Raw genomic sequence first — 24646 nt, forward strand, 5'->3', positions numbered from 1 at the left:
TGAGCGGTCCGAGCGTGAGCGACCTCGGAACCGGTGTTCGGCCGCTACGCTGAGCACATGCCCGTGTGCATTCCGGAAGACCCGGACTTCGCAGAGTCCCGCGCTGAGAAGGCGGTCTGGGACGCGCTCGTCGAGCAGCTGCCGGACAGCGCCGTCCTGCTGCACGGCCAGCGCCTGACCGACGACCGCGACGACATCGAACTGGACCTCCTCGTGCTGTGGCCGGGGTTGGGCGCCGCAGTCCTGGAGGTGAAGGGCGGCAGGGTCGGCATCACCGACGGTCGCTGGCACACGGACGGCGGGGGCCGCAGCAGCACGCTGCGGCGCTCACCCCTCGAACAGGCGATGGTCGGCAAGCACACCCTCTACAGGTACCTGCAGAAGCGGCTGTCCGTCGTGCTGACTCCGCTCGTGGATTCCGCGGTGCTCCCCTACACGATCCTCCCGGACGACTGGGACGTGCCCGATGCGCCGCGGGAGAAACTGCTGGACGGCGAGGACCTCCCCCGTCTGGCGGACCGGATCGCAGGTCTCCTCCGGCGGGCGCACGACCCGGACCGCGACGACCCGTTCGTCCCGCTGGAACCCACGCTGCGCATCCTGCGGCGCACCCACCAGGCACTGGAGAACGTGCGCCTGTGGGCCCGGCAGATCGAGGACAGCGGGAACGCGATGACGGTGGAGCAGGAGAAGCTTCTGCGCATCCTCCGTCACCAGCAGCGCGCTCAGATCAGCGGCGGGGCGGGCACCGGCAAGACGCACCTGGCGCTCATGAAGGCCAGGGCGCTCGTCCGGGAGGGCAGGAAGGTGGCGCTCATGTGCTACTCGCGCGGCCTCGGGCGCTACCTGCAGCTGGCGGTGGCGCAGTGGCCGGAGGAGGAGCGGCCGGCGTACACCGGCCTCTTCCACGACCTCGCCTTCGCGTGGGGCGCGGAACCCGGCGCGGACGACGACTCCGACTTCTGGGAGGAGCGGCTGCCGCGGGAGCTGAAGTCACTCGCCGATGATCGCCCTCGCCGTGAGCTCTTCGATGCGATCGTCATCGACGAGGCCCAGGACTTCTCCTCGCTGTGGTGGGAGGCGGTCCAGTCGGTGCTGCGCAATCAGGTGAAGGACACCCTCTACGCGTTCACGGACGAGCAGCAGCGCCTGTTCCCCCGCGACGGCACCGCTCCGATCACCATGAGCCCGTTCCAGCTGGACGAGAACCTGCGGAACTCCGCGCAGATCGCGGAGGTGCTGGGTCACCTGTCCACCGACCAGGCGATCGTGCGCAACGACCCGGCGTTCGACGTCGAATGGATCGAGTCCCCCGCAGACGACGCTGTCGCCACCGCAGATGAGGTCGTGGAGCGCCTCATGGACGAGGGGTGGAATCCGGGCGACATCGCGCTGCTCACGACCGGCCGGCGCCACCCCGTGCACAAGGAGCACGTCGACGAGTACGGCTGGGACGACTACTGGGAGCAGTGCTTCGCGGAGGAGGACGTGTTCTACGGTCACGTCCTGGGCTTCAAGGGGCTCGAGCGACCGGCCGTCGTCCTCAGCGTCAACGGGATCCGCGACGCCGCCCGCGCGCCGAAGATGCTCTACACCGGAATGTCACGCGCGACGACCCGGCTGGTCGTCGTGGGTGACCTGGAGAGGATCAGGGACCTGGGGCGGGACGCGCGGGCCGAGGGCTGACCGGAATTCCAGTCACGGAGTTCCAGACCTACCAGCTTTCATCGGACCGCACAGCTTCTTTCCTATGCGGTCTGATGAAAGCTGGTGGCTCGATCACCGGACGTCGATCACCGGACGCCGTGGTCACCGACCCACCGCGTAGCCCTGCGCACCGCGCGGATTCGCTCCCGCCGTCATGAGCCCGGTCGCCGGATCGCGAGTCACGGCGGACAGTCGGCCCAGCGCCCAGTCCCCCGCGCGCGTGACCACGTGGCCACGTGCTTCGAGCCCTGCGATGACGTCATCGCCCAGTCGGTCCTCGACGACCACGCCGGCAGGCGTCCACGTCCGCGGCCAGAACGACCCCGCCATCGCCGTCGTGTGCAGCGCCGGCGCATCGATCGCCTGCTGCGGCTCGTATCCGCCCACCAGCAGCCGGAGGACGAGCGCCAGCTGCCACTGGTCCTGCTGGTCGCCGCCGGGAGTGCCGAGCGCGATGACGGGCCTGCCGTCCTTGAGGATCAGGGTGGGCGACAGGGTCGTACGCGGGCGGCGCCCCGGCGTGAGCGGCTGGCCCGATGCCTCGTCCAGCCACGTCATCTGCAGGCGAGTGCCCAGGCTGAAGCCCAGGCCGGGGATCGTCGGCGACGACTGCAGCCAGCCGCCGGACGGCGTCGCGGAGATCATGTTCCCCCACCGATCCACGACGTCGATGTGGCACGTGTCCCCGCGGACGGCGCCGCTGCCATCGGCACCCGCCTCCGCCTCGGTGACGGCGAACATGTGGCCGGAGCCGCCGGCGAACGCCTTCGCGACGGAGGCAGCCCCGCCCGAGGCCCCGGGCACCGTGGGCTCCCCGCCGCCGGACGCCGTCGTGTCGCCGCCGAACTTCGCCGCGAACTCCTCCGCGGTGACCAGCGGCGGCAGGTGGCCCTCGCGTCCGCCCGGCGCCCCCGGTCGGAACTCCGCGGACGCGGTATCGCCGATGAGCGCACGGCGCTGCGCGATGTACTCATCGGACAGGAGGTCTGCGAGGTCGAGGTCGTTGTCGCCGAAGTGCACGTCGCGGTCCGCCATCGCAAGCTTGAGCGCTTCGATGATGGTGTGCGCACCGATCTCCGTCGAGGGATCGAGGCGCTCGTCGTCGAAGCCGTCGAGGATGCGCAGCGCCTCGAGGAGGATCGGACCCTGGCTCCATGCACCGACCTTCGCGATCGTGTACCCGCGGAACTCGATCGTCGCGGCCTCGTCGAACCGTGCGGACGACCCGGCGAAGTCCTCCTCCGTCATGACGCCCGCGTAGTCGCCGCCGTCGGAATGGCGGTGCGGCATGCGGATGAACTCCGCAGCGAGGCGAGCGACCCGACCGGTCCGCCACTCGTGCCGTGCCGCCTCGATCCGCTCCTCCCGAGTGGAGTCCGCGCCGCCGGCCGCCACGAGGTCACGCAGCACCTGCGCGTACTCGGGGTTGCGGATGAGCTCGCCGGGCTCCGGCACTCGCCCGTCCGGCATCCAGAGTTCCGCGCTGGTCGGCCAGTGCTCCACGAAGAGACCCTTGACCGCCTTGATCTGGCCGACCGTCCGCGCGAGGACCGGGTGGCCCGCTTCCGCGTAGTGGATCGCGAAGTCCAGCACATCGGCCAGCTCCCACGTACCGTGCTCCTGCAGGAGCAGCAGCCACGCGTCGACGGCGGCGGGGATCGCAGCGGCGAGCGCGCCGGCGCCGGGCACCAGCTCCAGGCCCAGGGAGGCGAAGTGCTCGATCGTCGCGCCTGCGGGTGCCGCCCCCTGCCCCATCATGACGACGGGGGTGCTCGGGTCCTCGGCTGTGGCGAAGAGTCCGGTCATGTCACCCGCGGGGCCGTTGAGGTGCGGTTCGACGACGTGCAGTACGAACGCGCTCGCGGTCGCCGCGTCGAAGGCGTTGCCCCCGCGCTCCAGCACCGCCTGCGATGTGGCCGTTGCGATCCAGTGGGTCGAGGCGGACATCCCGAAGGTGCCCTCGAGGGTCGGACGGGTCGTGAACTCTTCGGGTGCGACGAAAGCGGTCATCGATGATCTCCTTCTGCGGTGGAGCACGTGCGGCGGGTTCTGCGGCGCCAGGTTCAGCTGCAGATCCCAGGGGGCTGCCGGTGTATACGTTACTGACCCTTGCGAGGCCGCACACTCCAGCTGCGATGTCACCGGGACCGTCGACGAGTCCGGACATAGGATTCAGAACAGACGAAAGGGGCCCCGATGACCCGGACTGAGCAGTCCACCGCAGACACACCCACCACGACCGAGGTCCTGGCTGAGCTCTCCGACCTCGCCGACCCCCGCATCCTCGCGGTCAATGCACGCCGTGGCGACGACCACGCGGTGAACCTCACGAAGCTCCGGGCCGTCGCGAAGCGGCTGAAGACCCAGCACGACCTCGCGCGGGACCTCTGGTCGACCGGGGATACCGCCGCGAGGCTGCTCGCCCTGCTGGTGTGCCGCCCCAAGGCGTTCGATCGCGATGAGCTCGACACGATGATCCGGCAGGCCCGCACTCCCAAGGTCCACGACTGGTGCGTGAACTACGCCGTGAAGAAGAGCGCGCACGCTGAGGAGCTCCGCCGGATGTGGCACACCGATGCCGATCCGCTCGTCGAGACAGCCGGGTGGGCACTCACCGCAGACCGCGTCGCCAAGAAGCCGGACGGCCTGGACCTGTCCGCACTCCTCGATGAGATCGAAGAGCGGATGACCAGCGCCCCGGACCGCCTGCAGTGGGCGATGAACACGTGCCTCGCCCAGATCGGCATCAGTCACCCGGACCAGCGCGAGCGCGCGGTGCGGATCGGCGAGCGGCTCGAGGTCCTCAAGGACTATCCGACTCCTCCGCACTGCACGTCGCCGTACGCGCCGGAGTGGATCGCAGAGATGGTGCGACGGCAGGAGGCGCGGGGCTGATCCTCCGCCCTCGCGCCTCCCACAGGTCTTCCTCACGCCGCAGCAGGGCCCTCAGCCCTTGCTTACGCAGCAACCAGTTCGCGCTCCTCCTCGGTCCGCACATTCGCCGCAGCCATGACACCGGGGCGAAGAGCGAGGAACAGCAGGATCGTGCCCGCGGTGAGGAAGATATGGCCAAGGCCCGCGATGCCGGAGATCATCGCACCCGCTTCCTCGCCGAGCACCGTGAGCGTGCCGTGCCAGACCAGCAGGCCGGTGGTCACGACGACGCCTGCGTTGTAGAGCCAGAAGAACCACGGGAAGAGGCGTGAGCGCGACAGGCCGAACGCCTTGTCGAGCACCAGTGCGAGCAGCATCACGATGAAGCCGAGCACCAGCAGGTGGGTGTGAGCGACGCTCAGCTGCGTGTCGCCTCCGGATTCGAAGGCGGTGCCCTTCGTGAGCTCGCGGTAGTAGAGGCCCGCGAGGAGACCGGCGATCAGGTAGGCGAATGCGGCGTAGAACATCTTCTTCATGGAGACTCCTCATCAGGTGATCGGGATGTCTCCATTCCACCGTCTCCGCGGGCCCGTCACATCAGCGCGGAGGCTGACTCTCCGCTCATCCGATCGATGGATACGGACATGGTCCTCACGGTCAGCGCCACCCTGTTCACCACCACCCACAACCTTTCATCAGACCGCACACCTTCTTACCTGTGCGGTCTGATGAAAGTTGGTAGGTATGGCGGGAGCTGTGAGGGCGGGAGCTGCAGCGGGGACCGGTGTCTGGTCAGCGTCCGGCTGGGAAGGGTCCTGCGGCTGCGATTCCGGAGCCCGGCTCCTTGCCCAGGATCCCCGTGATCCAGCGGCCGGTGTCCAGGGCGGATTCCAGGTCGATGCCCGTCGTGCAGCCGTCACGCTCGAGCGCCCACACGAGGTCCTCCGTCGCCACATTGCCCGCGGCTCCGGGGGCGAACGGGCAACCGCCCAGACCGGCCACACTGCTGTCGAAACGCCTCACGCCAGCCGCACGAGCCGCCGCCACGTTGGCGATCGCGGTCCGCCGGGTGTCGTGGAAGTGGGCACGCAGAGGCACGTCGCTCAGCGCCCCCACCTGCTCGAAGAGGTTCTGCGCCTGGCCCGGGACGCCGCAGCCGATCGTGTCCGCGATCGCCAGCTCGTCCAGCGGCGCAGCGTCGAGCAGGGTGCCCGCGATGCGCACGACGTCGGCGATCGGCACCTCGCCCTGGTACGGGCAGCCGAACGCGACGGCCAGCGTCACGCTGAGCTTCTTGCCCGATCCCTCGAGGTCCGGCAGGGCGGTCTCGAGCTCTGCCAGCAGGCTGCCGGTCGACCCGCCCTGGTTCGCCTCGGCGAAGGCGTCCGTGATGGGGAGGACGAAGTTCACCTCGTCGACGGAGGTCTCCAGAGCGCGCAGGATCCCGCGGGTGTTGAGCGCCAGGCCGATGTAGGACACGTCCTCGCGCACCGGGACGCGATCCATCACCGCTTCCGCATCGGCCATCGTCGGGACACGGCGCGGGTGGACGAAGCTCACGGCCTCGATCCGGCGGGCGCCGGCGTCCGCGAGCCGGGTGATGAGCTCGACCTTGTCCTCGGTGGACACGACCTGCTTCTCGATCTGCAGACCGTCGCGCGGGGTGACGTCGATGATGTCGATGGCAGTGCTCATGATGTGCTCTCCTCTGTCTGTCCAGCGTCTGCAGGCCCTCCCCGTGCGGGCCCCACCTCTGCTGGCCCGTTCCAGCGGATGGAGCCCGGCGTCCGGGTGAGGCGGGGGACGATGCCGGGGTGCGTGACGGTGTCCTCGTCGTCGCTCACCTCGACGAGCATGTCGCGCTCGCGGAACAGCGGATCCTCGAAGACGTCCGCGATGTCGTTGACCTTCGAGGTCGGCACGCCGTGCTCCTCGAGGATCCGGCCGATCTCATCCGCGTCGCGTGCGGCGGCCCATTCTGCGATGAGGTCGTCCAGCTCGTCCTGGTGGGCGCCTCGGGCGAAGTGGTCGCGGAAGCGGGGGTCGTCCGCGAACTCGGGACGTCCCATCGCCCCCGCGAGCCTGCGGAACACCGTGTCCTGGTTCGCCGCGATGACGACCCACTTCCCCTCGCTGCTCTGGTAGATGTTCGACGGCGCGATGCCCTTCAGCCGCGATCCGCTGGGGCCGGGCACCACCTGACTGTGGGCGTACTCCGCGGTGGCTCCCTCGAGCAGGGAGAACGACGATTCGACGAGCGACACGTCGACGACCTGTCCTGTGCCGCCGCCGGCCGCATCCCGCCAGTAGAGCGCCATCATGACGCCCTGCACGGCGTAGAGCGACGCGACCGAATCGCCCAGGGAGATGCCGGTGCGCGGAGGCGGCTGATCCGGGTACCCATTCATGTGGCGGAGCCCGCTCGCGGCCTCGGCCACTGCCGCGTACCCGGCCTTGTGCGCCTTGCTGCCCGTCTGGCCGTAGCCCGACACCCGCGCGATCACGAGGCCGGGGTTCGTCCTCCACAGCTCGTCCGGGCCGAAGCCCAGCCGCTCCAGCGTGCCGGGCCGGAAGTTCTCGATGAGCACGTCCGCCTCGTCGAGCAGCTCGCGCAGGCGAGCGCTGCCCTCCTCCGACTTCAGGTCGAGGCCCACGCTCGTCTTGTTCCGCGATTGGACCGCCCACCACAGCGAGCGCCGCGCGCCCTGGACGCGCCCCCACGTGCGCATGGGGTCGGGGCTCGACGGGTTCTCGACCTTGATGACCGTCGCCCCGAAGTCCGCCATGATCCGGCCCGCGAAGGGCCCCGCGATCAGAGTCCCGAGCTCGACGACACGCACTCCGTCCAGAGCGTGGGGAGTCGGCCCGCCCGTCGTTCCGTGCTGCATGTGTGCGCCCTCCTCAGAGCCGTGATCACGTGTCGATCCGCGTGCTTCGCATGTGACGGATACTCTCCTGCATCGCGCCGCGGCAGGACAAGCGGGCTGCCCGGTTCTGAGACCGCCTGCGCTCGTCTGATCGACGACCGCATCCACCAGCTGCTCCACCACGTGTCCGCGCCGCACTCCCCACTGCATCCCGAGCACCCGTGACACGCAGTCGGTGAGAGGATGGTCGGAACACCATGTGAGTCGATCCCGCAGGAGGAACCGTGTACTTCATCGTCGTTCGTTTCGAGGTCAAGCCGGAGAGCGTCGAGGGCTTCCCGGAGGCAGTCCGCGCCTTCACCGAGGCCACCCGGGCTGAAGAGGGCAACCTCTTCTTCGACTGGTCCAAGAGCCTGGAGAACGACAACGAGTACGTACTCGTCGAGGGCTTCACCGATGAGGGTGCCGGCCCGCACGTCAGCAGCGACCACTTCAAGGCGGGCCTCGAGTCGATCCGCCCGCACCTCGCGAGGACTCCGCGCATCATCTCCCGTCAGGTCGACGGAAACGGGTGGGAGGAGATGGGCGAGCTGAAGCTCGACTGATCTCGTCCCCGCGGGGACGTCGTGCGGCAGAAACGTCCCCGCGGGGACGCCTCAGGTCTGGCCGGGTGAACTGATGACGAACTCCCCGCGCGGACCGCTGAGCACCGCTCGGAACCCAGATTCCATTGCGAGATCGGCCTTGACCCGTTCCCCTGTCAGGCCGTCGATCGCCCCGGCCAGACCGTCCGGGTCCGGTCCGAAGAACTCCTGACGCTCCAGCACGAGGACGACCTCGTCCGAGGCACCCTCCCGCAGGGTGTCTCCCGGGTGCGGGGACGTGCCCCAGTCGATGAGGAACGGCTGCGCACCGCCGTACGCCAGCGGCGCCCGGCGGGTGAGCCTCCACTCGAGGCGGCCGCCGTCCGGCGTCGAGCGCGCCATGTCGAAGACGCTCCCGTAGTCGACGCCTGCCGCGTCCGCCGCCTCGACCGTGCCGTCGAAATCGTCCGGGTGCACCGCCCACCGCTGGGCGCAGATCCCGGTCACCCCCGGCAGGGAGCGCGCGGCGAGCGCGGGGTCCTGCTCCGGATCGGGCCCCAGGATCTCCAGGTACGTCAGCGAGTCAGCACCCCATCCGCGGGGCACCATCGGCACGAGGTGGTTGGCCGTGCCGCGGCCGGGATGGCTGCCGCCGGGGATCGAGCGGACACCGGTCAGCTCCTCGAACTCGGCGACGCCCGCCGCGAGGTCCGGCACCGCGACGACGAGGTGGTCGAACGTGCGCGGCACGCCTGCGACAGCCTCGCCCACGAAGGCCTGGTCTGCCCCCATCTCAGAGTGTGACAGTGCCGTTGGGGGTGCCCAGCTGTGCGCTCATGCCCACTTCGGTGCCCTGGTCGACATCTGTGCCGTCGGCGCCGAGGATGCCCAGCGGCGGCCGCACCGCCGTCGCGTCCGAGTGGGTGAGGGTGAGCGACTCGAGGGTGAGGACGGGCATGTCCTTCGACGCCGGGTGCGGTGAGTCGCCCCAGTCGATGAGGAACGGCTGCAGTCCGCCGAACGGCAGCGCGCCGCGCACCGTGAGGCGCCATTCCAGGAGCTCGCCCTCCGGAGTGCGGCGCGACAGGTCCTGCACCTCCCCGAAGTCGACGCCCTCCTGCTGCGCGCGGGCGACGACCGCGTCGAAGCCGGCCGGGTGGATCGCCCACGTCTGCAGCCGCGGGGCATCGACCTCGTCGACGCCCAACGGACGCACCGCGCCCTCCTCGAGGTCCTGCTCCGGATCCGGCCCCAGGATCTCGAGGTAGGTGAGCGGACGCGGCTCCTCCGCCCAACCGGCCGGCTGCAGCCGCACGAGATAGTTGGCGGTCCCGCGCCCCTCGTGCGCACCGCCGAAGACGGGCTGCACACCGGTGGCCTCGGCAAAGTCCGCGACTCCGGCCTCCAGGTCGGGAACGACGTAGACGAGATGGTCGAGAGTCTGTGTGATCGTCATGTTCAGACCCTATCGACTCAGCCTGCACATGGGAGGTGGGTCAGCCCTCCCGCGGCAGGACGTCAGTCCTGCGCGACCCCGGGCGACAGCTGCTCGACACCGGCGCCGAGGCCGTCGTCGGAGCCCTTGTCGCCAGACTTCTCGTCCTTGTCCTTCTTGTCCTTGTCCTTCTTGTCCTTCTTGTCCTTGGACTCACCGTCGGACTTCTTCTTGTCCGACTTCTTGTCCTCGGACTTCTTCTTGTCCTTGTCGGCCTGCGCGTCGACGCTGCGCTCACCCTCCTGCATCGCGACGGCGGTGGAGCGCACGTCCCCCCAGCGCGGAGTAGAACGCGTCACCCGGGCAACTGGTCGTGCCCACGTCGCGGTGGCCGATCACGGTGCGCATCCGCTCGCCCGCCACGGTCGTCTTCGCGTCCGCCGAGGTGCCGCTGAGCGAAAGCTTCCACGCGATCGCACCACTCACCGCGTCCAGGGTCTTCTGCGGTGGCGCCTTCGACTCGTACGTCCCCAGCACGGAGATGCCGAACGTCCCGGTGTTGTAGCCCCCGGCGTGCGCTCCGACGACGGCCTTCGACAGTCCGCCTGCACGTCCCTCCCAGAGGCGTCCGTACTTGTCCGCGAACATGTTGTAGCCGACGTCGTCCCAGCCCTGTCCCTCGACGTGGAAGGTGTGGATGCCGCGCAGGATCGCGGGCACGTCCTCGGCGTCGTAGTCATTCGCCCCGGCGGTGTGGTGGACGACTGCCGCCGTCGCCTCGTCGGCGATCGCCGGGTCAGTGCTGCCGATGGATTCGTCGGCGCCCCAGTCGTCACGGCTGCGGATCTTCGGCTTGTCCGTCTTCTTCACCGATTCCGACATGGGCTGCGCGGCGGTGGCATCGCCCGGCACGTACGTCATCTGCCGTGCAGCGGTGCCCGCGGAACCGTCGTCCAGGAGCCCTGGGCTGTCGTCCGACTCCTGCTGCTCAGCCGGCTGCTGCGGTGCGACGGGCACATTGTCCTGCACGGCCTCGGCGTCGGAATCGCGACGTTCGGGGTCGACGAGGAGCACGCGGGTGCCCTCCGGCTCCCATCCGTCGCCCAGGATCCGCACCTGGGCGCTCTGCGCACCGGCCACGTAGTAGGGGTCGGTGCCGGGGCTGCCCTCTTCACCTTCGTCGCTCTGGAGCTCAGACCAGTTCGACCACTGACCGTCCTGCTTCGTGCGGATCTCGAACCGGACGTCGGAGTGCTCGTCGTACACGAGTCCGACGATGCCCAGCCCGTCGTCCGGCATGTCGATCGAGTCCGTGAGGCCGGCGATCGTGATGCCGTCCTCGGTCGTCTGCGAGACGGAGCCGTAGGCGCCGGACATGTTCGTCGCCGTGGCTGATGAGCCCTGAGTCTGCGCACCAGGTGCGGTCTGCGCGCCAGGTGCGCGCAGCAGCGAGGGCAGGTTGGAGACTCGATCCGTGAGGCTCGAACCGTTCGCCTCGAAGGTCGTGGCTGACGAGGCTCGGGCGCCGGGGAGCTCCAGGCCCGCCTGATCGACGTCCGCGAGCTCGGATTCCGTCAGTTCGGGCGCTTCGTCGACCGCAGCGATCGACGGAGCACCATGGGCGGTGGAGAGTATGAAGAGCGCAGCCGTACCAGCGACTGCGGCGACAAGGGGTCGCGCGTGCATGTCAAGAACCTCTGTTCGTGGGGAAGAAGAAGCGCGACCTGCGCGGATGGTCCGCGCACGTCGCACCTGAACTCACAGGGGTGCGTCTGTCCACTCATCATGCTGGCACATCATGAGCCCGATGGGTCGTCGCCACGCACGGCGCGCCACGGTCCGCAAATCCAAGGACCTGCCCCTGAGAGGCGTCAGCGACCGCTCTCCGGGTTGATCGCGCCGGGAGCGTTCTGGGGGTCGCCCACGCTGTCGCCCTTCCGTCCGACCGGCTTGTCCGCCCAGCCGCCCTCCGGACCATCCGCCGGGCTGGGTGCGACCGATTCGACGACGTGCGTGCCGTCCGGGTTGCGGGCGATCCGGTCGCCGTGGGCCTTGCCCTCCGCGTCGAGCACAGCATCGTCCGGCTCCATGTAGATCTCGGCCGCCGAGTAGTCGACCTCCGCGTCACCCAGAACCTGCCGGGCACCCTCGTTCACCTTGTCGACCGGCTTGGAGCCACTCGATTCCCCGTATCCGGATGACACCTTCTGGTTCGCCTCCTCGATGCGCTGCCGGTTGTGATCGGACGCCTCTCCGGTGCCCGTACCCGTGCGGTCCTGCGCGCTGCGTTCCTGCGCATTTCGTTCGCGTGCCTCGTCAGCCACGTCGACCTCCTCTGATGGGCGTGCCATCTGCTGCTTGCGTGTCATCTGGCTCGGTTCAATGCCGTCATGCGGCACTGCATTCCTCTATACCCGCATTCCTTCATACCAGCGCATCGCCGTGCGCTGGCGGATTCCCTCACATCCACACGGGCTTGTCGGGACGGTTCCGCAGGGCTTCGCTGGCTTCCGTGTCGGCCTGGTCATCGGCAGGACTGGGTTCGACGGATTCCACGACGTACGAGCCGTCCTCCTGGCGCGTGATCCGGTCACCGTGGGCTTTGCCGGCCGCGTCGATCGCGCCATCGTCGGGCTCCATGTAGAGCTCTGCGGCGGCGTAGTCGACTTCCGCGTCGCCCAGCACCTGGCGGGCCCCCTCGTTCAGCCGGTCGATCGGTCCGACGCCGCTGCTCTCCGTCGTCGCCGACGGCACCTTCCCCTCCGCCTCCGCGATCCGCTCGCGGTTGTGGTCAGGGACCGGATTCCGGTACTCCTCGTCCCTGCACAGACCGCTCTCCGCGTCCTGGTGCATCGCACTTGCGCGATTGCGGTCGGGGTCCCGGCTCTCCACCGACTTCCGGTGGAGCTGCTCACGGGTGTTCGGGTCGTGCTCTCCATGCGTCTTCGTCATCACTGCCTCCTTGGGCGGTGCGTGCAAGGTATCTTGAGTTTACCGGTCTCCCGCGCACACGGCTATGGGCGCAGCGGAAGTCGCCGCTCCCCTCCCGCCCCCTCCATGGAACGCACGCCGCGCGATCCACCAGGCGACATATCAGTTGACACTTCAAGCGATCGGCGGTTGAATCTCATACGTGATGACACGACCCGACTCCCTGCTGTGCTGGCGCCGCCGGCACATCGACAACATGGTCATCACCACTTCCTCCTGTTGAGCTGAGCCGCACCGACGGCTCTCACGCCCTCCCCGCTCGCTCTTCAGACGAAAAGAACACCGTGTCCCCACACACCCCCCGATCGACCGCACCCAACCCTGCCCTGCATGCGCCGGCCAGCGCGCACCCCGCCGCCGAGGCCGCCCGCAACCCGCGCACCATCCCCCGGCGAGCGCTGCTGGGCGGCGGCCTGGGCCTCGGCGCCCTGCTCACCCTCGCTGCGTGCACGCCCGCGGACACCACCGCAGGCGCCATCCCCGAGCGCCCCGCTCAGGGCGGCGTCCTGCGCTACTTCGAGCCGCAGACCTGGACCACGCTGTTCCCTCCGCAGGCGGGCTTCTACCCCAACGGCGGCATCGTCAACAACATCACCGACCGCCTGCTCTACCAGGACGAGGAGACGCTCGACCTGCACCCGTGGATCGCGGAGGACCTGCCCGAGGTCAACGACGACGCCACCGAGTTCGTCTTCCGCATCCGCGACGGCGTCACCTACTCCGACGGATCAGCGCTGGACGCGGCGAACGTCGCGAAGAACTTCGACCTGTTCGGTCTGGGCGACAACGCACGCGGCCTGCCGATCTCCGAGCAGATCACGAACTACTCAGGCAGCGAGGTCGTCGACGATCGCACGGTCATCTTCCGCTTCGACGCTCCGGCCCCCGGCTTCCCGCAGGCCACGTCGACGATGAACGCGGGGCTGCTGTCGAATGCGACGCTGGACATGGACTCGGAGGGCTTCGGCCCCGGACGCGCGACGGGGATCTCCACCTCCGGCCCGTTCTACATCGCCGAGGAGGTCGTCGGCACCCGCCTGTCCGTCCGCGTCCGCGAGGACTACGACTGGGCACCGCCCCACATCGAGCACCAGGGCCGGGCGCACCTGGATGGGCTCGACTACCTGGTGAACGCGGAGTACTCCGTGCGGATCGGCGCGCTGGTGTCCGGTCAGGCCGACGGGGTGCGCGACGTCCAGGCACCGGACGAGGCCCGCATCGTGGAGAAGGACATCCAGCTCTTCGCCCAGGCCACGAACGGCATCAACAACTGCATGAGCTTCCGCGAGCGCGATCCGATCCTCGCGGACGTCGAGGTCCGCCGGGCGCTCACCGCCGCGATCGACCGCGAGCGCATCGTGAGCAAGCTGTTCACCGACAACTACCCCGTCGCCACGGGCATCCTGGCGACGAACGCCGCCGGCTACGTCGAGGCGCCCGGCGCCTGGGCGTTCGATCCGGAGGAGGCTAAGCGGATCCTCGACGAGGCCGGCTGGGTGCGGCCCGCCGACGGCGGCTACCGCGTGAAGGACGGGACCCAGCTGAGCGTCCGGGTGAATATCGCGCTGCCGCAGCCTCGGTCGCGGGAGGTCCAGAGCCTCGTGCAGGAGGACTTCCGCCGCGTGGGCGCCCGACTCCTGATCAACGAGGGCGACCAGGCGCAGCAGACCATCGACTCCGCCAACCTGGACCGCGTGCAGATCTACCACTCGATGGTGGCGCGCGCGGACTACGACGTCGTCGCCAGCCAGTGGTCGGTGAACAACCGCAATGCGTTCCTCAACCACGATCCGGAGACGGACGAGTGGGGCGACGAGGAGGTCGAGCGGATCCTTGCGAAAGTCACCGGATCCGCCCGCGTGGAGGACCGGGAGGCCGCCGTCGCGGAGCTCCAGGAGCACTTCATCGACCAGGCCCTCGTCGTGCCGCTCTTCGAGGAGCCGCAGGTGTTCGGCTTCCGCCGGACCGTCCAGGGCTTCGGCACGGAGCCGGTGGGCCGCCCCCGCTTCTACGCCGTCTGGCTGGCCGACCCCGACCGGGCCGCTGACGCCGACTCCACCACCGCGTCGAGTGAGTACAACCTGGTCCAGGAATCTCGCGCCGGGGCCGGATCGCACTCACTCGAGAGCCGGGAGGCCTGATCATGTCACTCACATTCCGCTACGTCCTGTCCCGCCTGGGCCAGGCGGTCCTCGTCCTGTTCCTCGCCTTCACACTCGCCGCGCTGCTGCTCATGATCCTGCCGGGCGACGGCGTGCTGGCCCGCTTCGCGAATCCTGCGCTCGGCCTGTCCGCCGATCAGGTGGCGGACATCCGCGACTCCTACGGCGCCGACGCTCCCTGGTACATCCAGTACTGGCAGTCGCTCGTGGGGTTCCTGCAGGGCGACTTCGGCTTCTCCGTGAACTCCGGCGCCGCGGTGTCCACCCTCATCACGGCGGCCCTGCCGTCGACCGCGGTGCTCGCGCTGTGCGGCTTCGTCGCCGCGATCCTGCTGGCACTGATCGTCACGGTCCTAGCGTCCTACGGCAAGCCGGCGTGGCTGGCGAACGTCGTCGATTCCGCGCCCGCACTCTTCGTATCCGTGCCGGTGTTCTGGCTGGGCATCGTGATCATCCAGGTGCTGAGCTTCCAGCTGGGGTGGGTGAACGTCGTGGACCCGGGGCCCGTCGAGGCCCTCATCCTGCCGACCCTCACCCTGGCGATCCCGCTGTCCGCGCCGCTGGCGCAGGTGCTCATCCGGGCGGTCGCCGATGTCCGGACCCAGTCGTTCGTCCACGTGTCCCGCGCGAAGGGCGCGTCCGAGGGCTGGCTGCTGGTGAACACCGTCATCCGCAACGCGACGCTACCGGCCCTCACGATCGCGGGCCTGCTGTTCGGTGAGCTGGTCGCCGGTGCGGTCGTCACGGAGACGGTGTTCGGCCGCAACGGACTGGGCAGCCTCACCGCCCAGGCGGTCGCGAACCGCGACAACCCGGTGCTGCTGGCGATCGTCGTCATCGCGACGATCGGCTTCGTGCTGGTCAACCTGATCGTCGACCTGCTCTACCCGCTCGTCGATCCGCGCCTGCGCCACCGAGGGCGGGTCGGACGTGCGGCGCGGAAGCACCTGGCGAGCAGCACGGCCGGCCCAGCCGGCACCTCGGGCGCGGTGGGTGCCGGCACAGCTGGCGCCCCCGGCAACGGCACCTCCGGAACCCCCGGCACCTCTTCCTCGTCGAGTGAGTACAACCCGGACCAGAATTCTGGTTCCGGGGCCGGATCGCACTCACTCGATCGCACGGCGCGGGGATCCGGCACACAGAGCGCAGAGGAGTCCTCGTCATGAGCACCGTCGAACTCGCGGGCGCCGATTCCCGCTCCGCCGCGCAGCCGCCGGCCCGCGGCCGGAAGGGCTCGAGCCGCTCCACCGCGCGCACGTTCTTCACCCCGGGCACGATCATCGCCTCAGTCCTCCTGGGGATCACGATCATCTGGGCGCTGTTCCCGGGCCTCTTCACCGGCCACGATCCCGTCGACGGCGGGGACACCGCCGCGCTGCTGGCGCCGTCCGCCGAGCACTGGTTCGGCACGGACCAGATCGGCCGCGACGTGTACTCGCGCGTGGTCCACGGAGCGTCCCGGTCGTTGCTGGCAGCTCTCATCGCGGTGGGCGTCGGACTGGTCGTGGGCTCCGCGATCGGTCTGATCGCAGGCTCGCGCGGAGGCTGGGTCGGCGAGGTGCTCATGCGCATCGTCGACGTCCTGCTGTCCATCCCGGCCCTGCTCCTGAGCCTCACGATCGTCATCGTGCTGGGCTTCGGCATCGTGAACGTCGCGGTCGCGGTCGGGATCACGGCGATCGCCCAGTTCGCCCGGCTGTCCCGGTCGCAGGCGGTCACGATCATGCAGGCGGACTACGTGCAGGCGGCCTACGGGTCCGGGGGCACGTACTGGTCCGTCCTCCTGCGGCACGTGGTGCCCAACGCGGTGTCCGCCGTGCTCGCGCTCGCGGTCCTGCAGGTGGGCAGCGCGATCCTGCAGATCTCCACCCTGGGATTCCTGGGCTACGGCGCGCCCGCGCCCACACCGGAATGGGGCCTCATCATCGCGGAGGGTCGCAACTTCGTCGCCACCGCCTGGTGGCTGACCGTCCTGCCCGGCCTCATCGTCATGGCCGTCGTCGTGTCGACGCACCGCCTGGGCACCGCACTGCGAAAGGCAGCGGAATGAGCAGCGAGAACACGAACAGCGAGAACAGCGGACGCGGGGCGGCATCCCGCGCGGCATCCCGCGCGGCGGCCTCTCAGAAGTCGGCGTCCCGCGGGGTCGGCACCGGGACGCCGGAGAAGTACCAGAGCCGCATCGGCATCGACTACTCCATCGAGTACCCGGAATCGTTCGCGCAGGCGGCCGCCGACGCAGGCGCTGTACCGCTCCTGAGCATCCGCGAACTGGGCGTGGCCTATACGACGCGATCGGGTGAGCCGTCAGCGGCGATCCGGGACGTCGACCTGGACGTCCATGCCGGGTCGATGACGGCCGTCGTGGGCGAATCCGGGTCCGGGAAGTCGACGACGGCCGGCGCGGTCATCGGTCTGCTGGCCGCGAACGCACAGGTCACGAGCGGCGAGATCCGACTGAGCGCTCACGGTGATGCCCCGGAGCTGGACCTGCGCGCCCTGTCGCCGCGCGAGTGGCAGAAGGTGCGCGGGGCGCGGATCGGATACATCCCGCAGGATCCGGGCACCTCGCTCAACCCGCTGAAGACGGTGGGGGCGAACGTCGCGGAATCACTGCGGCTGCACACCGGGCTCGGATCGGCGCAGCGGCGAGCGCGTGTCCTCGAGCTGCTGGATCGCGTGGGGATCGACCGGCCGCAGATGCGACTGGAGCAGTACCCGCACGAGCTGTCCGGCGGGATGCGCCAGCGCGCGCTCATCGCCGCAGCGATATCGCTGGATCCGCAGCTGCTCATCGCCGACGAGCCCACCTCCGCGCTGGACGTCACCGTGCAGAAGCGGATCCTCGACCTGCTCGACGAACTCCGTCGCGAGGCCGGCACCGGAATCCTCTTCATCACCCACGATCTGGCGGTCGCGGCGGAGCGGGCAGATGAGCTGGTCGTCGTGCGCGACGGTGTCGTCGAGGAGCGGGGTCCCGCCCGCAGGCTGCTGGGCCGGCCGGAGAGCGCCTACACCCGCAGGCTGCTGGCCGACGCACCCTCGATGCAGACGCTCGTGGGCGCCGTGGGGCCGGTGCGGGCTGCGGAGGCCTCCCCCGCCCCCACGTCGCCGAACGAGCACGACCCGGGCCCGTCCGAGGCGGATCGGACCGATGCGCTCTCACTCGCTCAGGAGAGCTCGCCGTCTCCGAAACCGTCCGGGTCGGCCCCGCCCCTCGTCGAGGTCCGCGGTCTCACCCAGGTGTTCGCCCGAGTGCCGCGGGAGGAGGACACCGCTGACGCCGCAGACGCCGCCACCACCGGCGCACTGGCCGGCACAGCGGTGCACAACACAGCGGTGCACGACGCCGCGGACCCCCGCACCGCGACTGCCCCGTCCAGCCCCGACGCCACCGCGATCATCGGCATCGAGGACGTGGACTTCACTGTTCCCGAGGGCACGACGCTGGGCCTGGTCGGCGAATCCGGTTCGGGCAAGTCGACGATCGGTCGCGCCCTGGCGGGCTTCAGCACACCGCAGTCCGGGTCGATCCGCGTGGGCCGCTACGAGGCGGAGAGCCTGTCCAAGCGGGAACTCAGGGACTTCCGCCGCACGGTCCAGCTGGTGCATCAGAACCCGGCGAGCGCGCTGGACCCCGTCCATTCGGTCGGCGCCTCGATCGCGGAGCCGCTGCGGAACTTCCGGATCGGGTCGAAGGCGGACCGCGCTGACCGTGTCGCGCAGGCGATGGAGCGGGTCGCACTCGATCCGGGCCTCGCATCACGGCGTCCGCGCGAGCTGTCCGGTGGTCAGCTCCAGCGCATCGCGATCGCACGCGCGCTGGTCATCGAGCCGCGGCTGGTGGTGTTCGATGAGGCGGTGTCTGCGCTGGACGTGACGGTGCAGTCGCAGATCCTCGAGCTCATCCAGCGGCTGCAGGAGGAGCTGGGGCTCACGTACGTGTTCATCTCGCACGACCTCGCGGTGGTGCGGCAGGTCGCGCACACCGTCACCGTCCTGTCGCGCGGCCGCCAGGTGGAGACGGGACCGGTCGAGCAGGTCTTCGCCCACCCGGAGGACCCGTACACGCAGCGGCTGCTCGCCGCGATCCCCCGGCCTCTCGACACCCAGGTGCTCGACCTGCAGGCACTGTCGATCTGACGCGAGGGCGGTCCCCACAGTCGCCTCACGAGAGACGGGTGGAGGGTTCGAGGGACGGGTGTGCGCGCCCGTCCGTCGAACCCTCCACCCGTCTCTGGGCGAAGACGCGCCTCAGACTGCGACGACCTCGACCGGGATGTTCCCGCGGGTCGCCTTCGAGTACGGGCACAGCTCGTGGGTGCGTTCGACGAGCTTCTGCGCCTGGTCCTTGTCGACGCCCGGCACGCTGACGGACAGCTTGACGCTCAGGCCGAAGCTCTCGCCCTCCTTGCCGATGCCCACTTCCGCGTTGACGACGGATGCGGACGTGTCGACGCCCAGCTCCTTGCCGGCCAGACCCAGCGCACCCTGGAAGCACGCGCCGTAGCCCACGGCGAAGAGCTGCTCCGGGTTCGTGGCACCGCCCGGGCCGCCCATCTCCTGGGGCGCGCGGAGGTCGACGTCGAGGTTCTTGTCATCGGTGGCACCGTGGCCGTCTCGGCCTCCGGTGACCTCTGCCTTGGCCGTGTATGTGATCTTCTCCGGGGTGTTCATGTCGTCTCCTTTTCGATCGTGAGAATCGGGTGTCGATCGAGGTGCCCCGTGATGCGGCGACCTGTTCTCGACCCTTCCTCACATCGCGACCGCTGTCCACCGGTGCGGCGCTGTTCCACCGCGCACATCACATGCGGCTTCGCATCTTCCTGCGGAACAATGGGACCCATGCCGCATTCTCCGTTCACCCGCTCCGGCGGGCTCGCCCCTGTGCCGTCCAACCTGAACGCCGACGTCCTCGACCTCACGAGCCGGCGGGCGAAGTCGTCTGCACCCGTCGCCGTCGTCACCGGTGGTTCCAGCGGGATTGGGGCTCAGATCGTGCTCGACCTCGCCCGCGACCACATCGTCCTGGCGGTGGGCCGGAACATGGAAAGGCTGCAGAGCATCGTGGAGCAGGCCTCCGGCCCCGCGCCCGAGGCCGCCGCCAGTGCCCACGCCGCCGCACCTCCCAGCAACGGCGGATCGGTCATCCCCGTGTTCGCGGATTTGGGCGATGCGGAGACTGCCGCAGAGATCCTCGCCGAGGAGATCGCTCCGCTGGGCCGCGTCGACGTTCTGGTGCACTGCGCCGCGACGGCGCCGCGCCTGACCGTCGAGGACGCGACGCCAGACGACTGGCGAGATTCGTTCGCGACCAATGTCATCGCGCCGGCGGAGATCTCCAAGACGCTGCTGCCGTGGGTACGCGCAGTGAAGGGGACCGTGATCTTCATCGGGTCCGGGGCTTCGCGGACGTCGGTACCGTTCCACACGGTGTACTCCGCGTCGAAGCATGCGCTGCAGGCTGTAGCCGATGGCCTGCGTCAGCAGGTGGCGGAGGACGGCGTGCGGGTGTCGACGGTGGCGCCGGGTCCCACGCACACGCCGATGGCACAGGAGACCACCGACTACCCCGTGCAGCCGGCGGAGGTCCGTCTGGATCCGAGCACCGTCGCGAAGACCGTGCGCCACGTGGTCGAGGCGCCGGAGGACGCGCTCGTGAGCGAGGTCTGGGTGCGCCCGCGGTACTGAGCCGGAGTCACAATCGGCAGAGCCAGCGCTGCGGAAGCCGCGCCGGCAGTGCGAAGGAGGACACGATGACCGACGCGACTGACCCTCGCGGGGAGCGGGGCAAGAACGACCTGGTGCTCCGGTTCGGCCACGAGGAGCTCGTCATCCGCAAGCGCTACGAGGCGCTGAGCATCGCGAACGACGTCCTCATCGGCCTGTGGTTCCTGGTGGGCAGCTTCCTGTTCTTCTCCGAGACCCTCCAGTTCGCGGGGACCGTCCTCTTCGTGATCGGCAGTCTGGAGATGCTCATGCGTCCGGTGATCCGATTGGCACGTCACGTCCATCTGCAGCGGATGTCCGATCAGCGGCCGTCGGAGGCCACGCTCGACTTCTGAGCTCCTCACACCTCTGTGCACGCTGTCTGACCGAGGGTCCGTGGTCGTGAGCGAGGTAAAGGACCGCCCACGGTACTGACGATCCGGAATGTGACGAATCGCGGCAACCGCCCCGCGAAGCCATCCCTCGATGGCTATCGTCTTCCCACGTCGGAATCATTCAGACCTGCGCACACATCCGAGCGCACGTCCGTCAGACAGCCCGGGCTGCCACTCAGCAGCCGCACACACCTGCTCTGGCACGGCCAGCACAAGGAGACTTCGTCATGCACACATCGCCCCGGAAGAACTCGCACCTTCGGCGCCGCGTCGCCCTTGCGGTCTCGGCCGCCGCCGCACTCTCGCTGACTGCCGGCTGCTCCGTCTTCGGAGGAGGCGCCGAGGCGGATGACGACGTGATCCGCATCGGCGTCACCGCCGAGCAGGAGACCAACCGTCTGCTGGCCCAGCTCGCCGAGGACGAGCTCGGATACGACGTGGAGATCATCAACTTCGATGACTACAACCAGCCCAACCCTGCGCTGCGCAACGGCGACCTCGACGCCAACTGGTTCCAGCACATCGCATACCTGGCCAACTACAACGTCGCCAACGACGACGACCTCACGATGATCGGCACCACGGAGATCGTGCCCCTGCCGATCTACTCGGAGACCTACGGCTCCGTGGACGAGTTCCAGGACGGCGACGAGGTCGCGATCGCGAATGACGAGATCAACCAGGCACGCGGCATCAATGTGCTCGTGGCCGCGGGTCTCGTCACCCTGCAGAACGAGGTCTCTGAGCCGCGTCCGGCGGATATCGACGAAGAGGCTTCGACGGTCTCCGTCCAGCCCGTCGATGCGGCCCAGACCGTCAACGCTCTGCAGTCCGTCGAAGGTTCGGTCATCAACAACAGCTTCAGCTCCGACGCGGGTCTCGATCCCAATACTGCGCTCTTCTCGGACGACCCGAACGACGACGAGGCGTTCCCGTACGTCAACGGCTTCGTCGTCCGCGCCGAGGACCGTGACGACGAGGCACTGCGGGAGATCGCGGCGCTGTACCACGACGAACGCGTTCTCGAATCCGCCGCTGACCTGTCTGAGGGCACCTCAGTCCCGGTGGATGCAGAACTCGATCGGGTCGATTCGGCGCTGGAGGAGTACGAGGCGTCCCTGCAGGACTCCTCCGAGGCCGAGGGCGAGTGATGCCGGAATCCCTCATCGAGTTCCGGGACGTCACCCGGACCTTCGGCAGGGGCGAGAAGGCCGTCACCGCGGTCGACGACGTGTCACTGCACGTCGACCGCGGTGAGATCTACGGGATCATCGGCTTCTCCGGCGCGGGGAAGTCCACGCTGATCCGGATGGTCAACGGACTCGAGCGGCCCACGTCCGGATCGGTCCGCGTCCTGGGCCACGAGATCTCCTCGATGCCCGAGTCCAAGCTGCCCACAGTGCGCTCGCGCATCGGCATGGTCTTCCAGCAGTTCAATCTCTTCCATTCCCGCAACGTCGTCGGGAATGTGGCCTACCCGCTGAAGGTCTCCGGTTGGAGCAGGTCCAAGAGACGAGAGCGCGTCGAAGAGCTCCTCGAGTTCGTGGGTCTGTCCGACAAGGCCGAGCAGTACCCGGAGGAGCTCTCCGGCGGGCAGAAGCAGCGTGTGGGCATCGCGCGAGCGCTCGCTGCGGAACCGGACATCCTGCTGGCCGACGAGTCCACCTCCGCCCTGGACCCCAGCACCACGGCCGAGGTGCTCAGCCTGCTCCGACGGGCGAACGAGGACCTGGGGATCACCATCCTGGCGATCACGCATGAGATGGAGGTCATCCGATCGATCGCCGACCGAGTGGCTGTGATGGACCGCGGCCGGATCGTCGAAACGGGCCGGGTCTACGACATCTTCTCCAACCCGCGTGAAAACCGGGAGGCGGGGTTCGTGGGAGCCGCACTCAAGGATCGCCCCACCCCCGAGGACGTGCAGCGGATCCGCCAGACAACCGAGGGGCGTCTGGTGACCGTCTCCCTCCAGGACTCCACAGCCGTGAGCAGTGTGCTGGGCAGTGCCGCGTCCCACGGGGTGTCCTTCGAGATCGTGCACGGCGGCATGAACACCACCAAGAACGCCTCCTACGGCCTGCTGACGGTCGCAGTGAACGGCCAGCAGACCTCCGTGGAGGGGTTCCTCGCCGCGCTCGCGGAGGCCGGACAGGTCCAGGAGGTGCAGGGATGATCGACGCGTACCGGAATCTCGACTGGGGCTACATCGGCCCGGCCCTTCTCGAGGCGATCGGCGACACCATCTACATGGTCGTATGGGCGTTCGCGTTCGGCGGCATCATCGGACTGGTGATCGGTCTGACCCTCTACACCACCCGTGAGGGCGGGCTCCTGGCGAACAGACCCGTATGGCTGCTCGCGAATTTCGTGGTCAACCTCATCCGGCCGATCCCGTTCGTCATCCTCATCGCCGCACTGCAGCCGCTGACCATCGCGGTCATCGGGAGCGGAATCGGCAATGACGCGGTGGTCTTCGTGATGATCTGGGCCTCGACGTTCGCGATCGCACGCATCGTCGAGCAGAATCTGGTCTCGATCGACCCCGGTGTGATCGAGGCGGCGCGAGCCATGGGTGCCACACGGCTGAGGATCGTTATCACGGTGATGCTTCCCGAGGCTCTGGGACCGCTGATCCTGGGCTACACATTCGTGATCATCGCGCTCACGGACATGTCCGCGCTGGCCGGGATCATCGGCGGTGGCGGCATCGGCAACTTCGCGATCGTCGAGGGCTACAACCGATTCCGCCCGGAGGTCACCTGGCTCGCCGTCGCAGTCGTCATCGTCTTCGTCCAGTCGTTGCAGATGCTGGGCAACTGGACCGCGAAGAAGGTGCTCCGGCGCTAGAGCCGCGCCCCGCCAAGGAACTCCGGAAGCCAGATGCGTTCCCAGTCCCCCGTCTCCTGCGCTTCGTTCACATCGCGCACGGGGATCGTCGTCGTCACCCAGTAAGCACCCACGCCGTCGCGTTCCAGCAGGCGGTAGTCGACGAGTTCCCGCCGCAGGTACGCCACGTCCTCATGGGCCTCACGGAGGATCGCGTTGACCTCGGTCTCCGTGTAGGTCTCCCCCGGCTCGAACCGCGCCAGCAGTTCGAGGATGACGGCGAAGCGCTGACGCCTGCGGGTGGGGATGCGCAGCAGCCGCCCGTTCTCGATGCGGCCGTCTTCGAAGTGAGCTCGGATGAGCCGTTCGTGCTGGCCCCGTGCGGCATCCCGATCGAGGTGCAGCGCGGCGAGCGCCGTCGTGTAGTTCTCACCCGTGCGCTCCATGCGGGCGCGGACGAGCTTCTTGAAATCGCTGTGCGTGGTCATGTGCGGTCTTCCCGCGCCTGAAGCATCCCCAGCCTGCACGGCGCGTGAGAGTCCACATGCGGTCCGTGCGGCACGGCTCCGTGCCCGGATCCGAGGATCTGCTCCCCTTCGCCTCAGCGCCCGGGCTGGGGCCGGGTGCGCGAGCTGGGCGCCGGATCAGCGCCAGCCCTGATGATGGCCCACGAACTGGTGCCTGTCAACGCGGCACGTCGATCGTCCCGTCCTCCTGGGGGTGGAGAACTTCCTCATCCGCGGCTTCGACCAGCTGGGGGACGTCAACGACTGGGGCGAGCTCCTCCTCCCCCGCCTCCGCGAAGGGATCGAGAAGCTCCAGCCGACCGAGCGAGTCCTCGCACATCACTGAACAGGGCCACGGGCCGAGGTCACGTGACCGCATATGACCCACGAGGACCGTTCATGACGATCATCGCGCTCCCCACCGTCCGCCTGTGATGTTTTCAAATCAGCACCCAAGACACCTAGGGCGTGTCTGACAAAGGTGTAGTTCGCTGGCTGAGAGCCTGGAAGCATGTCGAGATTCCAGCTGCTTACTGATGCTCAGTGGTCGTTGATCGAAGATCTGCTGCCAGCTCCGACCGGCAGGC

General features: G+C 68.8%; 25 protein-coding genes. 13 read left to right on the forward strand and 12 right to left on the reverse strand.

Going from position 1 to position 24646, the window contains the following annotated elements; all coding sequences use genetic code 11:
* The first annotated feature begins 57 nt into the window (after positions 1-57).
* A complete protein-coding gene (locus tag BSP109_RS09630; protein WP_087004235.1) occupies positions 58-1686 on the forward strand; it encodes a nuclease-related domain-containing DEAD/DEAH box helicase in 1629 nt (542 codons plus the stop codon).
* Positions 1687-1809: 123 nt separating this feature from the next.
* Here BSP109_RS09630 and BSP109_RS09635 read toward each other — a convergent pair whose 3' ends face one another.
* Positions 1810-3717, reverse strand: coding sequence for a gamma-glutamyltransferase family protein (locus BSP109_RS09635; RefSeq protein WP_101600269.1), 1908 nt, complete (start codon positions 3715-3717; stop codon positions 1810-1812).
* 186 nt (positions 3718-3903) lie between these two features.
* Here BSP109_RS09635 and BSP109_RS09640 point away from each other — a divergent pair, with 186 nt between their 5' ends.
* Positions 3904-4602 carry a DNA alkylation repair protein gene (locus BSP109_RS09640; RefSeq protein WP_101600271.1) on the forward strand — a complete coding sequence of 233 codons (699 nt, stop codon included), beginning with the start codon at positions 3904-3906 and terminating at the stop codon, positions 4600-4602.
* Between the two features lie 62 nt (positions 4603-4664).
* Here the strand turns inward: BSP109_RS09640 and BSP109_RS09645 are convergent, their stop codons facing one another.
* The 3 genes from BSP109_RS09645 to BSP109_RS09655 form a co-directional block, all read right to left on the reverse strand.
* Positions 4665-5117, reverse strand: coding sequence for a DUF2871 domain-containing protein (locus BSP109_RS09645; RefSeq protein ID WP_087003372.1), 453 nt, complete (start codon positions 5115-5117; stop codon positions 4665-4667).
* Positions 5118-5373: 256 nt separating this feature from the next.
* On the reverse strand, positions 5374-6276 hold the full coding sequence (locus BSP109_RS09650) for a hydroxymethylglutaryl-CoA lyase (protein WP_101600273.1): 903 nt from the start codon (positions 6274-6276) through the stop codon (positions 5374-5376).
* Positions 6273-7469: a CaiB/BaiF CoA-transferase family protein gene (locus BSP109_RS09655; protein WP_180959684.1), complete on the reverse strand. Its 1197-nt coding sequence runs from the start codon at positions 7467-7469 to the stop codon at positions 6273-6275. The genes BSP109_RS09650 and BSP109_RS09655 overlap by 4 nt, the downstream gene beginning before the upstream one ends.
* Positions 7470-7732: 263 nt before the next feature.
* Here BSP109_RS09655 and BSP109_RS09660 point away from each other — a divergent pair, with 263 nt between their 5' ends.
* Entirely contained in the window at positions 7733-8053 is a 321-nt protein-coding gene (locus tag BSP109_RS09660; RefSeq protein WP_101600276.1) for a putative quinol monooxygenase, read from the forward strand.
* Between the two features lie 51 nt (positions 8054-8104).
* On the opposite strand, the gene BSP109_RS09665 is transcribed toward BSP109_RS09660, so the two are convergent.
* From BSP109_RS09665 to BSP109_RS09690, 6 genes are all read right to left on the reverse strand, one after another.
* Positions 8105-8824 carry a VOC family protein gene (locus tag BSP109_RS09665; RefSeq protein ID WP_101600278.1) on the reverse strand — a complete coding sequence of 240 codons (720 nt, stop codon included), beginning with the start codon at positions 8822-8824 and terminating at the stop codon, positions 8105-8107.
* A gap of 1 nt (position 8825) precedes the next feature.
* A complete protein-coding gene (locus tag BSP109_RS09670) occupies positions 8826-9488 on the reverse strand; it encodes a VOC family protein (RefSeq protein ID WP_101600279.1) in 663 nt (220 codons plus the stop codon).
* A 62-nt stretch (positions 9489-9550) separates the two neighbouring features.
* Complete coding sequence (locus BSP109_RS09675; protein ID WP_101600281.1) at positions 9551-9796, reverse strand: hypothetical protein; 246 nt, start codon at positions 9794-9796, stop codon at positions 9551-9553.
* A complete protein-coding gene (locus BSP109_RS09680; RefSeq protein ID WP_101600283.1) occupies positions 9762-11153 on the reverse strand; it encodes a peptidoglycan recognition protein in 1392 nt (463 codons plus the stop codon). The genes BSP109_RS09675 and BSP109_RS09680 overlap by 35 nt, the downstream gene beginning before the upstream one ends.
* Before the next feature lie 185 nt (positions 11154-11338).
* Complete coding sequence (locus BSP109_RS09685; RefSeq protein WP_146001116.1) at positions 11339-11791, reverse strand: hypothetical protein; 453 nt, start codon at positions 11789-11791, stop codon at positions 11339-11341.
* A 136-nt stretch (positions 11792-11927) separates the two neighbouring features.
* A complete protein-coding gene (locus tag BSP109_RS09690) occupies positions 11928-12419 on the reverse strand; it encodes a hypothetical protein (protein ID WP_101600286.1) in 492 nt (163 codons plus the stop codon).
* 323 nt (positions 12420-12742) lie between these two features.
* On the opposite strand from BSP109_RS09690, the gene BSP109_RS09695 reads away from it, so the two are divergent.
* The 4 genes from BSP109_RS09695 to BSP109_RS09710 are packed head-to-tail and all read left to right on the forward strand — an operon-like array spanning position 12743 to position 18763.
* Positions 12743-14599, forward strand: a complete 1857-nt coding sequence (locus tag BSP109_RS09695) for a TIGR04028 family ABC transporter substrate-binding protein (protein ID WP_257944636.1) — start codon at positions 12743-12745, stop codon at positions 14597-14599.
* 2 nt (positions 14600-14601) lie between these two features.
* Positions 14602-15786, forward strand: coding sequence for an ABC transporter permease (locus BSP109_RS09700; protein ID WP_257944637.1), 1185 nt, complete (start codon positions 14602-14604; stop codon positions 15784-15786).
* Positions 15783-16670 carry an ABC transporter permease gene (locus BSP109_RS09705; protein WP_087003431.1) on the forward strand — a complete coding sequence of 296 codons (888 nt, stop codon included), beginning with the start codon at positions 15783-15785 and terminating at the stop codon, positions 16668-16670. Before BSP109_RS09700 ends, BSP109_RS09705 begins: the two co-directional genes overlap by 4 nt.
* Positions 16667-18763: an ABC transporter ATP-binding protein gene (locus BSP109_RS09710; RefSeq protein WP_101600288.1), complete on the forward strand. Its 2097-nt coding sequence runs from the start codon at positions 16667-16669 to the stop codon at positions 18761-18763. The genes BSP109_RS09705 and BSP109_RS09710 overlap by 4 nt, the downstream gene beginning before the upstream one ends.
* Positions 18764-18874: 111 nt before the next feature.
* Here BSP109_RS09710 and BSP109_RS09715 read toward each other — a convergent pair whose 3' ends face one another.
* Positions 18875-19297 carry an organic hydroperoxide resistance protein gene (locus BSP109_RS09715; protein ID WP_087003441.1) on the reverse strand — a complete coding sequence of 141 codons (423 nt, stop codon included), beginning with the start codon at positions 19295-19297 and terminating at the stop codon, positions 18875-18877.
* Between the two features lie 168 nt (positions 19298-19465).
* Here BSP109_RS09715 and BSP109_RS09720 point away from each other — a divergent pair, with 168 nt between their 5' ends.
* The 5 genes from BSP109_RS09720 to BSP109_RS09740 all read left to right on the forward strand — a co-directional run bounded on the left by BSP109_RS09720 (position 19466) and on the right by BSP109_RS09740 (position 23574).
* Positions 19466-20311, forward strand: a complete 846-nt coding sequence (locus tag BSP109_RS09720) for an SDR family NAD(P)-dependent oxidoreductase (protein WP_101600289.1) — start codon at positions 19466-19468, stop codon at positions 20309-20311.
* Between the two features lie 65 nt (positions 20312-20376).
* Positions 20377-20685 (forward strand): YrhK family protein, encoded by a 309-nt coding sequence (locus BSP109_RS09725; protein WP_101600291.1) that lies wholly within the window; start codon positions 20377-20379, stop codon positions 20683-20685.
* A gap of 266 nt (positions 20686-20951) precedes the next feature.
* Positions 20952-21875, forward strand: coding sequence for a MetQ/NlpA family ABC transporter substrate-binding protein (locus tag BSP109_RS09730; RefSeq protein WP_101600293.1), 924 nt, complete (start codon positions 20952-20954; stop codon positions 21873-21875).
* A complete protein-coding gene (locus BSP109_RS09735) occupies positions 21875-22900 on the forward strand; it encodes a methionine ABC transporter ATP-binding protein (RefSeq protein WP_101600294.1) in 1026 nt (341 codons plus the stop codon). The genes BSP109_RS09730 and BSP109_RS09735 overlap by 1 nt, the downstream gene beginning before the upstream one ends.
* Positions 22897-23574, forward strand: a complete 678-nt coding sequence (locus tag BSP109_RS09740) for a methionine ABC transporter permease (protein WP_101600296.1) — start codon at positions 22897-22899, stop codon at positions 23572-23574. The genes BSP109_RS09735 and BSP109_RS09740 overlap by 4 nt, the downstream gene beginning before the upstream one ends.
* On the opposite strand, the gene BSP109_RS09745 is transcribed toward BSP109_RS09740, so the two are convergent.
* Positions 23571-24041, reverse strand: a complete 471-nt coding sequence (locus BSP109_RS09745) for a DUF2087 domain-containing protein (RefSeq protein ID WP_101600298.1) — start codon at positions 24039-24041, stop codon at positions 23571-23573. The genes BSP109_RS09740 and BSP109_RS09745 overlap by 4 nt on opposite strands.
* A gap of 232 nt (positions 24042-24273) precedes the next feature.
* On the opposite strand from BSP109_RS09745, the gene BSP109_RS09750 reads away from it, so the two are divergent.
* A complete protein-coding gene (locus BSP109_RS09750) occupies positions 24274-24405 on the forward strand; it encodes a hypothetical protein (protein WP_257944638.1) in 132 nt (43 codons plus the stop codon).
* Positions 24406-24646 lie beyond the last annotated feature (241 nt).

The sequence above is a fragment of the Brevibacterium sp. Mu109 genome, from assembly GCF_900169375.1.
Classification (GTDB): Bacteria; Actinomycetota; Actinomycetes; order Actinomycetales; family Brevibacteriaceae; genus Brevibacterium; species Brevibacterium yomogidense_A.

Coding starts and splice junctions, on each gene's coding strand:
- BSP109_RS09630 (WP_087004235.1), top strand. CDS start 58: ATGCCCGTGTGCATTCCGGAAGACCCGGACTTCGCAGAGTCCCGCGCT.
- BSP109_RS09635 (WP_101600269.1), bottom strand. CDS start 3,717: ATGACCGCTTTCGTCGCACCCGAAGAGTTCACGACCCGTCCGACCCTC.
- BSP109_RS09640 (WP_101600271.1), top strand. CDS start 3,904: ATGACCCGGACTGAGCAGTCCACCGCAGACACACCCACCACGACCGAG.
- BSP109_RS09645 (WP_087003372.1), bottom strand. CDS start 5,117: ATGAAGAAGATGTTCTACGCCGCATTCGCCTACCTGATCGCCGGTCTC.
- BSP109_RS09650 (WP_101600273.1), bottom strand. CDS start 6,276: ATGAGCACTGCCATCGACATCATCGACGTCACCCCGCGCGACGGTCTG.
- BSP109_RS09655 (WP_180959684.1), bottom strand. CDS start 7,469: ATGCAGCACGGAACGACGGGCGGGCCGACTCCCCACGCTCTGGACGGA.
- BSP109_RS09665 (WP_101600278.1), bottom strand. CDS start 8,824: ATGGGGGCAGACCAGGCCTTCGTGGGCGAGGCTGTCGCAGGCGTGCCG.
- BSP109_RS09670 (WP_101600279.1), bottom strand. CDS start 9,488: ATGACGATCACACAGACTCTCGACCATCTCGTCTACGTCGTTCCCGAC.
- BSP109_RS09680 (WP_101600283.1), bottom strand. CDS start 11,153: ATGCACGCGCGACCCCTTGTCGCCGCAGTCGCTGGTACGGCTGCGCTC.
- BSP109_RS09690 (WP_101600286.1), bottom strand. CDS start 12,419: ATGACGAAGACGCATGGAGAGCACGACCCGAACACCCGTGAGCAGCTC.
- BSP109_RS09700 (WP_257944637.1), top strand. CDS start 14,602: ATGTCACTCACATTCCGCTACGTCCTGTCCCGCCTGGGCCAGGCGGTC.
- BSP109_RS09705 (WP_087003431.1), top strand. CDS start 15,783: ATGAGCACCGTCGAACTCGCGGGCGCCGATTCCCGCTCCGCCGCGCAG.
- BSP109_RS09710 (WP_101600288.1), top strand. CDS start 16,667: ATGAGCAGCGAGAACACGAACAGCGAGAACAGCGGACGCGGGGCGGCA.
- BSP109_RS09715 (WP_087003441.1), bottom strand. CDS start 19,297: ATGAACACCCCGGAGAAGATCACATACACGGCCAAGGCAGAGGTCACC.
- BSP109_RS09720 (WP_101600289.1), top strand. CDS start 19,466: ATGCCGCATTCTCCGTTCACCCGCTCCGGCGGGCTCGCCCCTGTGCCG.
- BSP109_RS09725 (WP_101600291.1), top strand. CDS start 20,377: ATGACCGACGCGACTGACCCTCGCGGGGAGCGGGGCAAGAACGACCTG.
- BSP109_RS09730 (WP_101600293.1), top strand. CDS start 20,952: ATGCACACATCGCCCCGGAAGAACTCGCACCTTCGGCGCCGCGTCGCC.
- BSP109_RS09735 (WP_101600294.1), top strand. CDS start 21,875: ATGCCGGAATCCCTCATCGAGTTCCGGGACGTCACCCGGACCTTCGGC.
- BSP109_RS09740 (WP_101600296.1), top strand. CDS start 22,897: ATGATCGACGCGTACCGGAATCTCGACTGGGGCTACATCGGCCCGGCC.
- BSP109_RS09745 (WP_101600298.1), bottom strand. CDS start 24,041: ATGACCACGCACAGCGATTTCAAGAAGCTCGTCCGCGCCCGCATGGAG.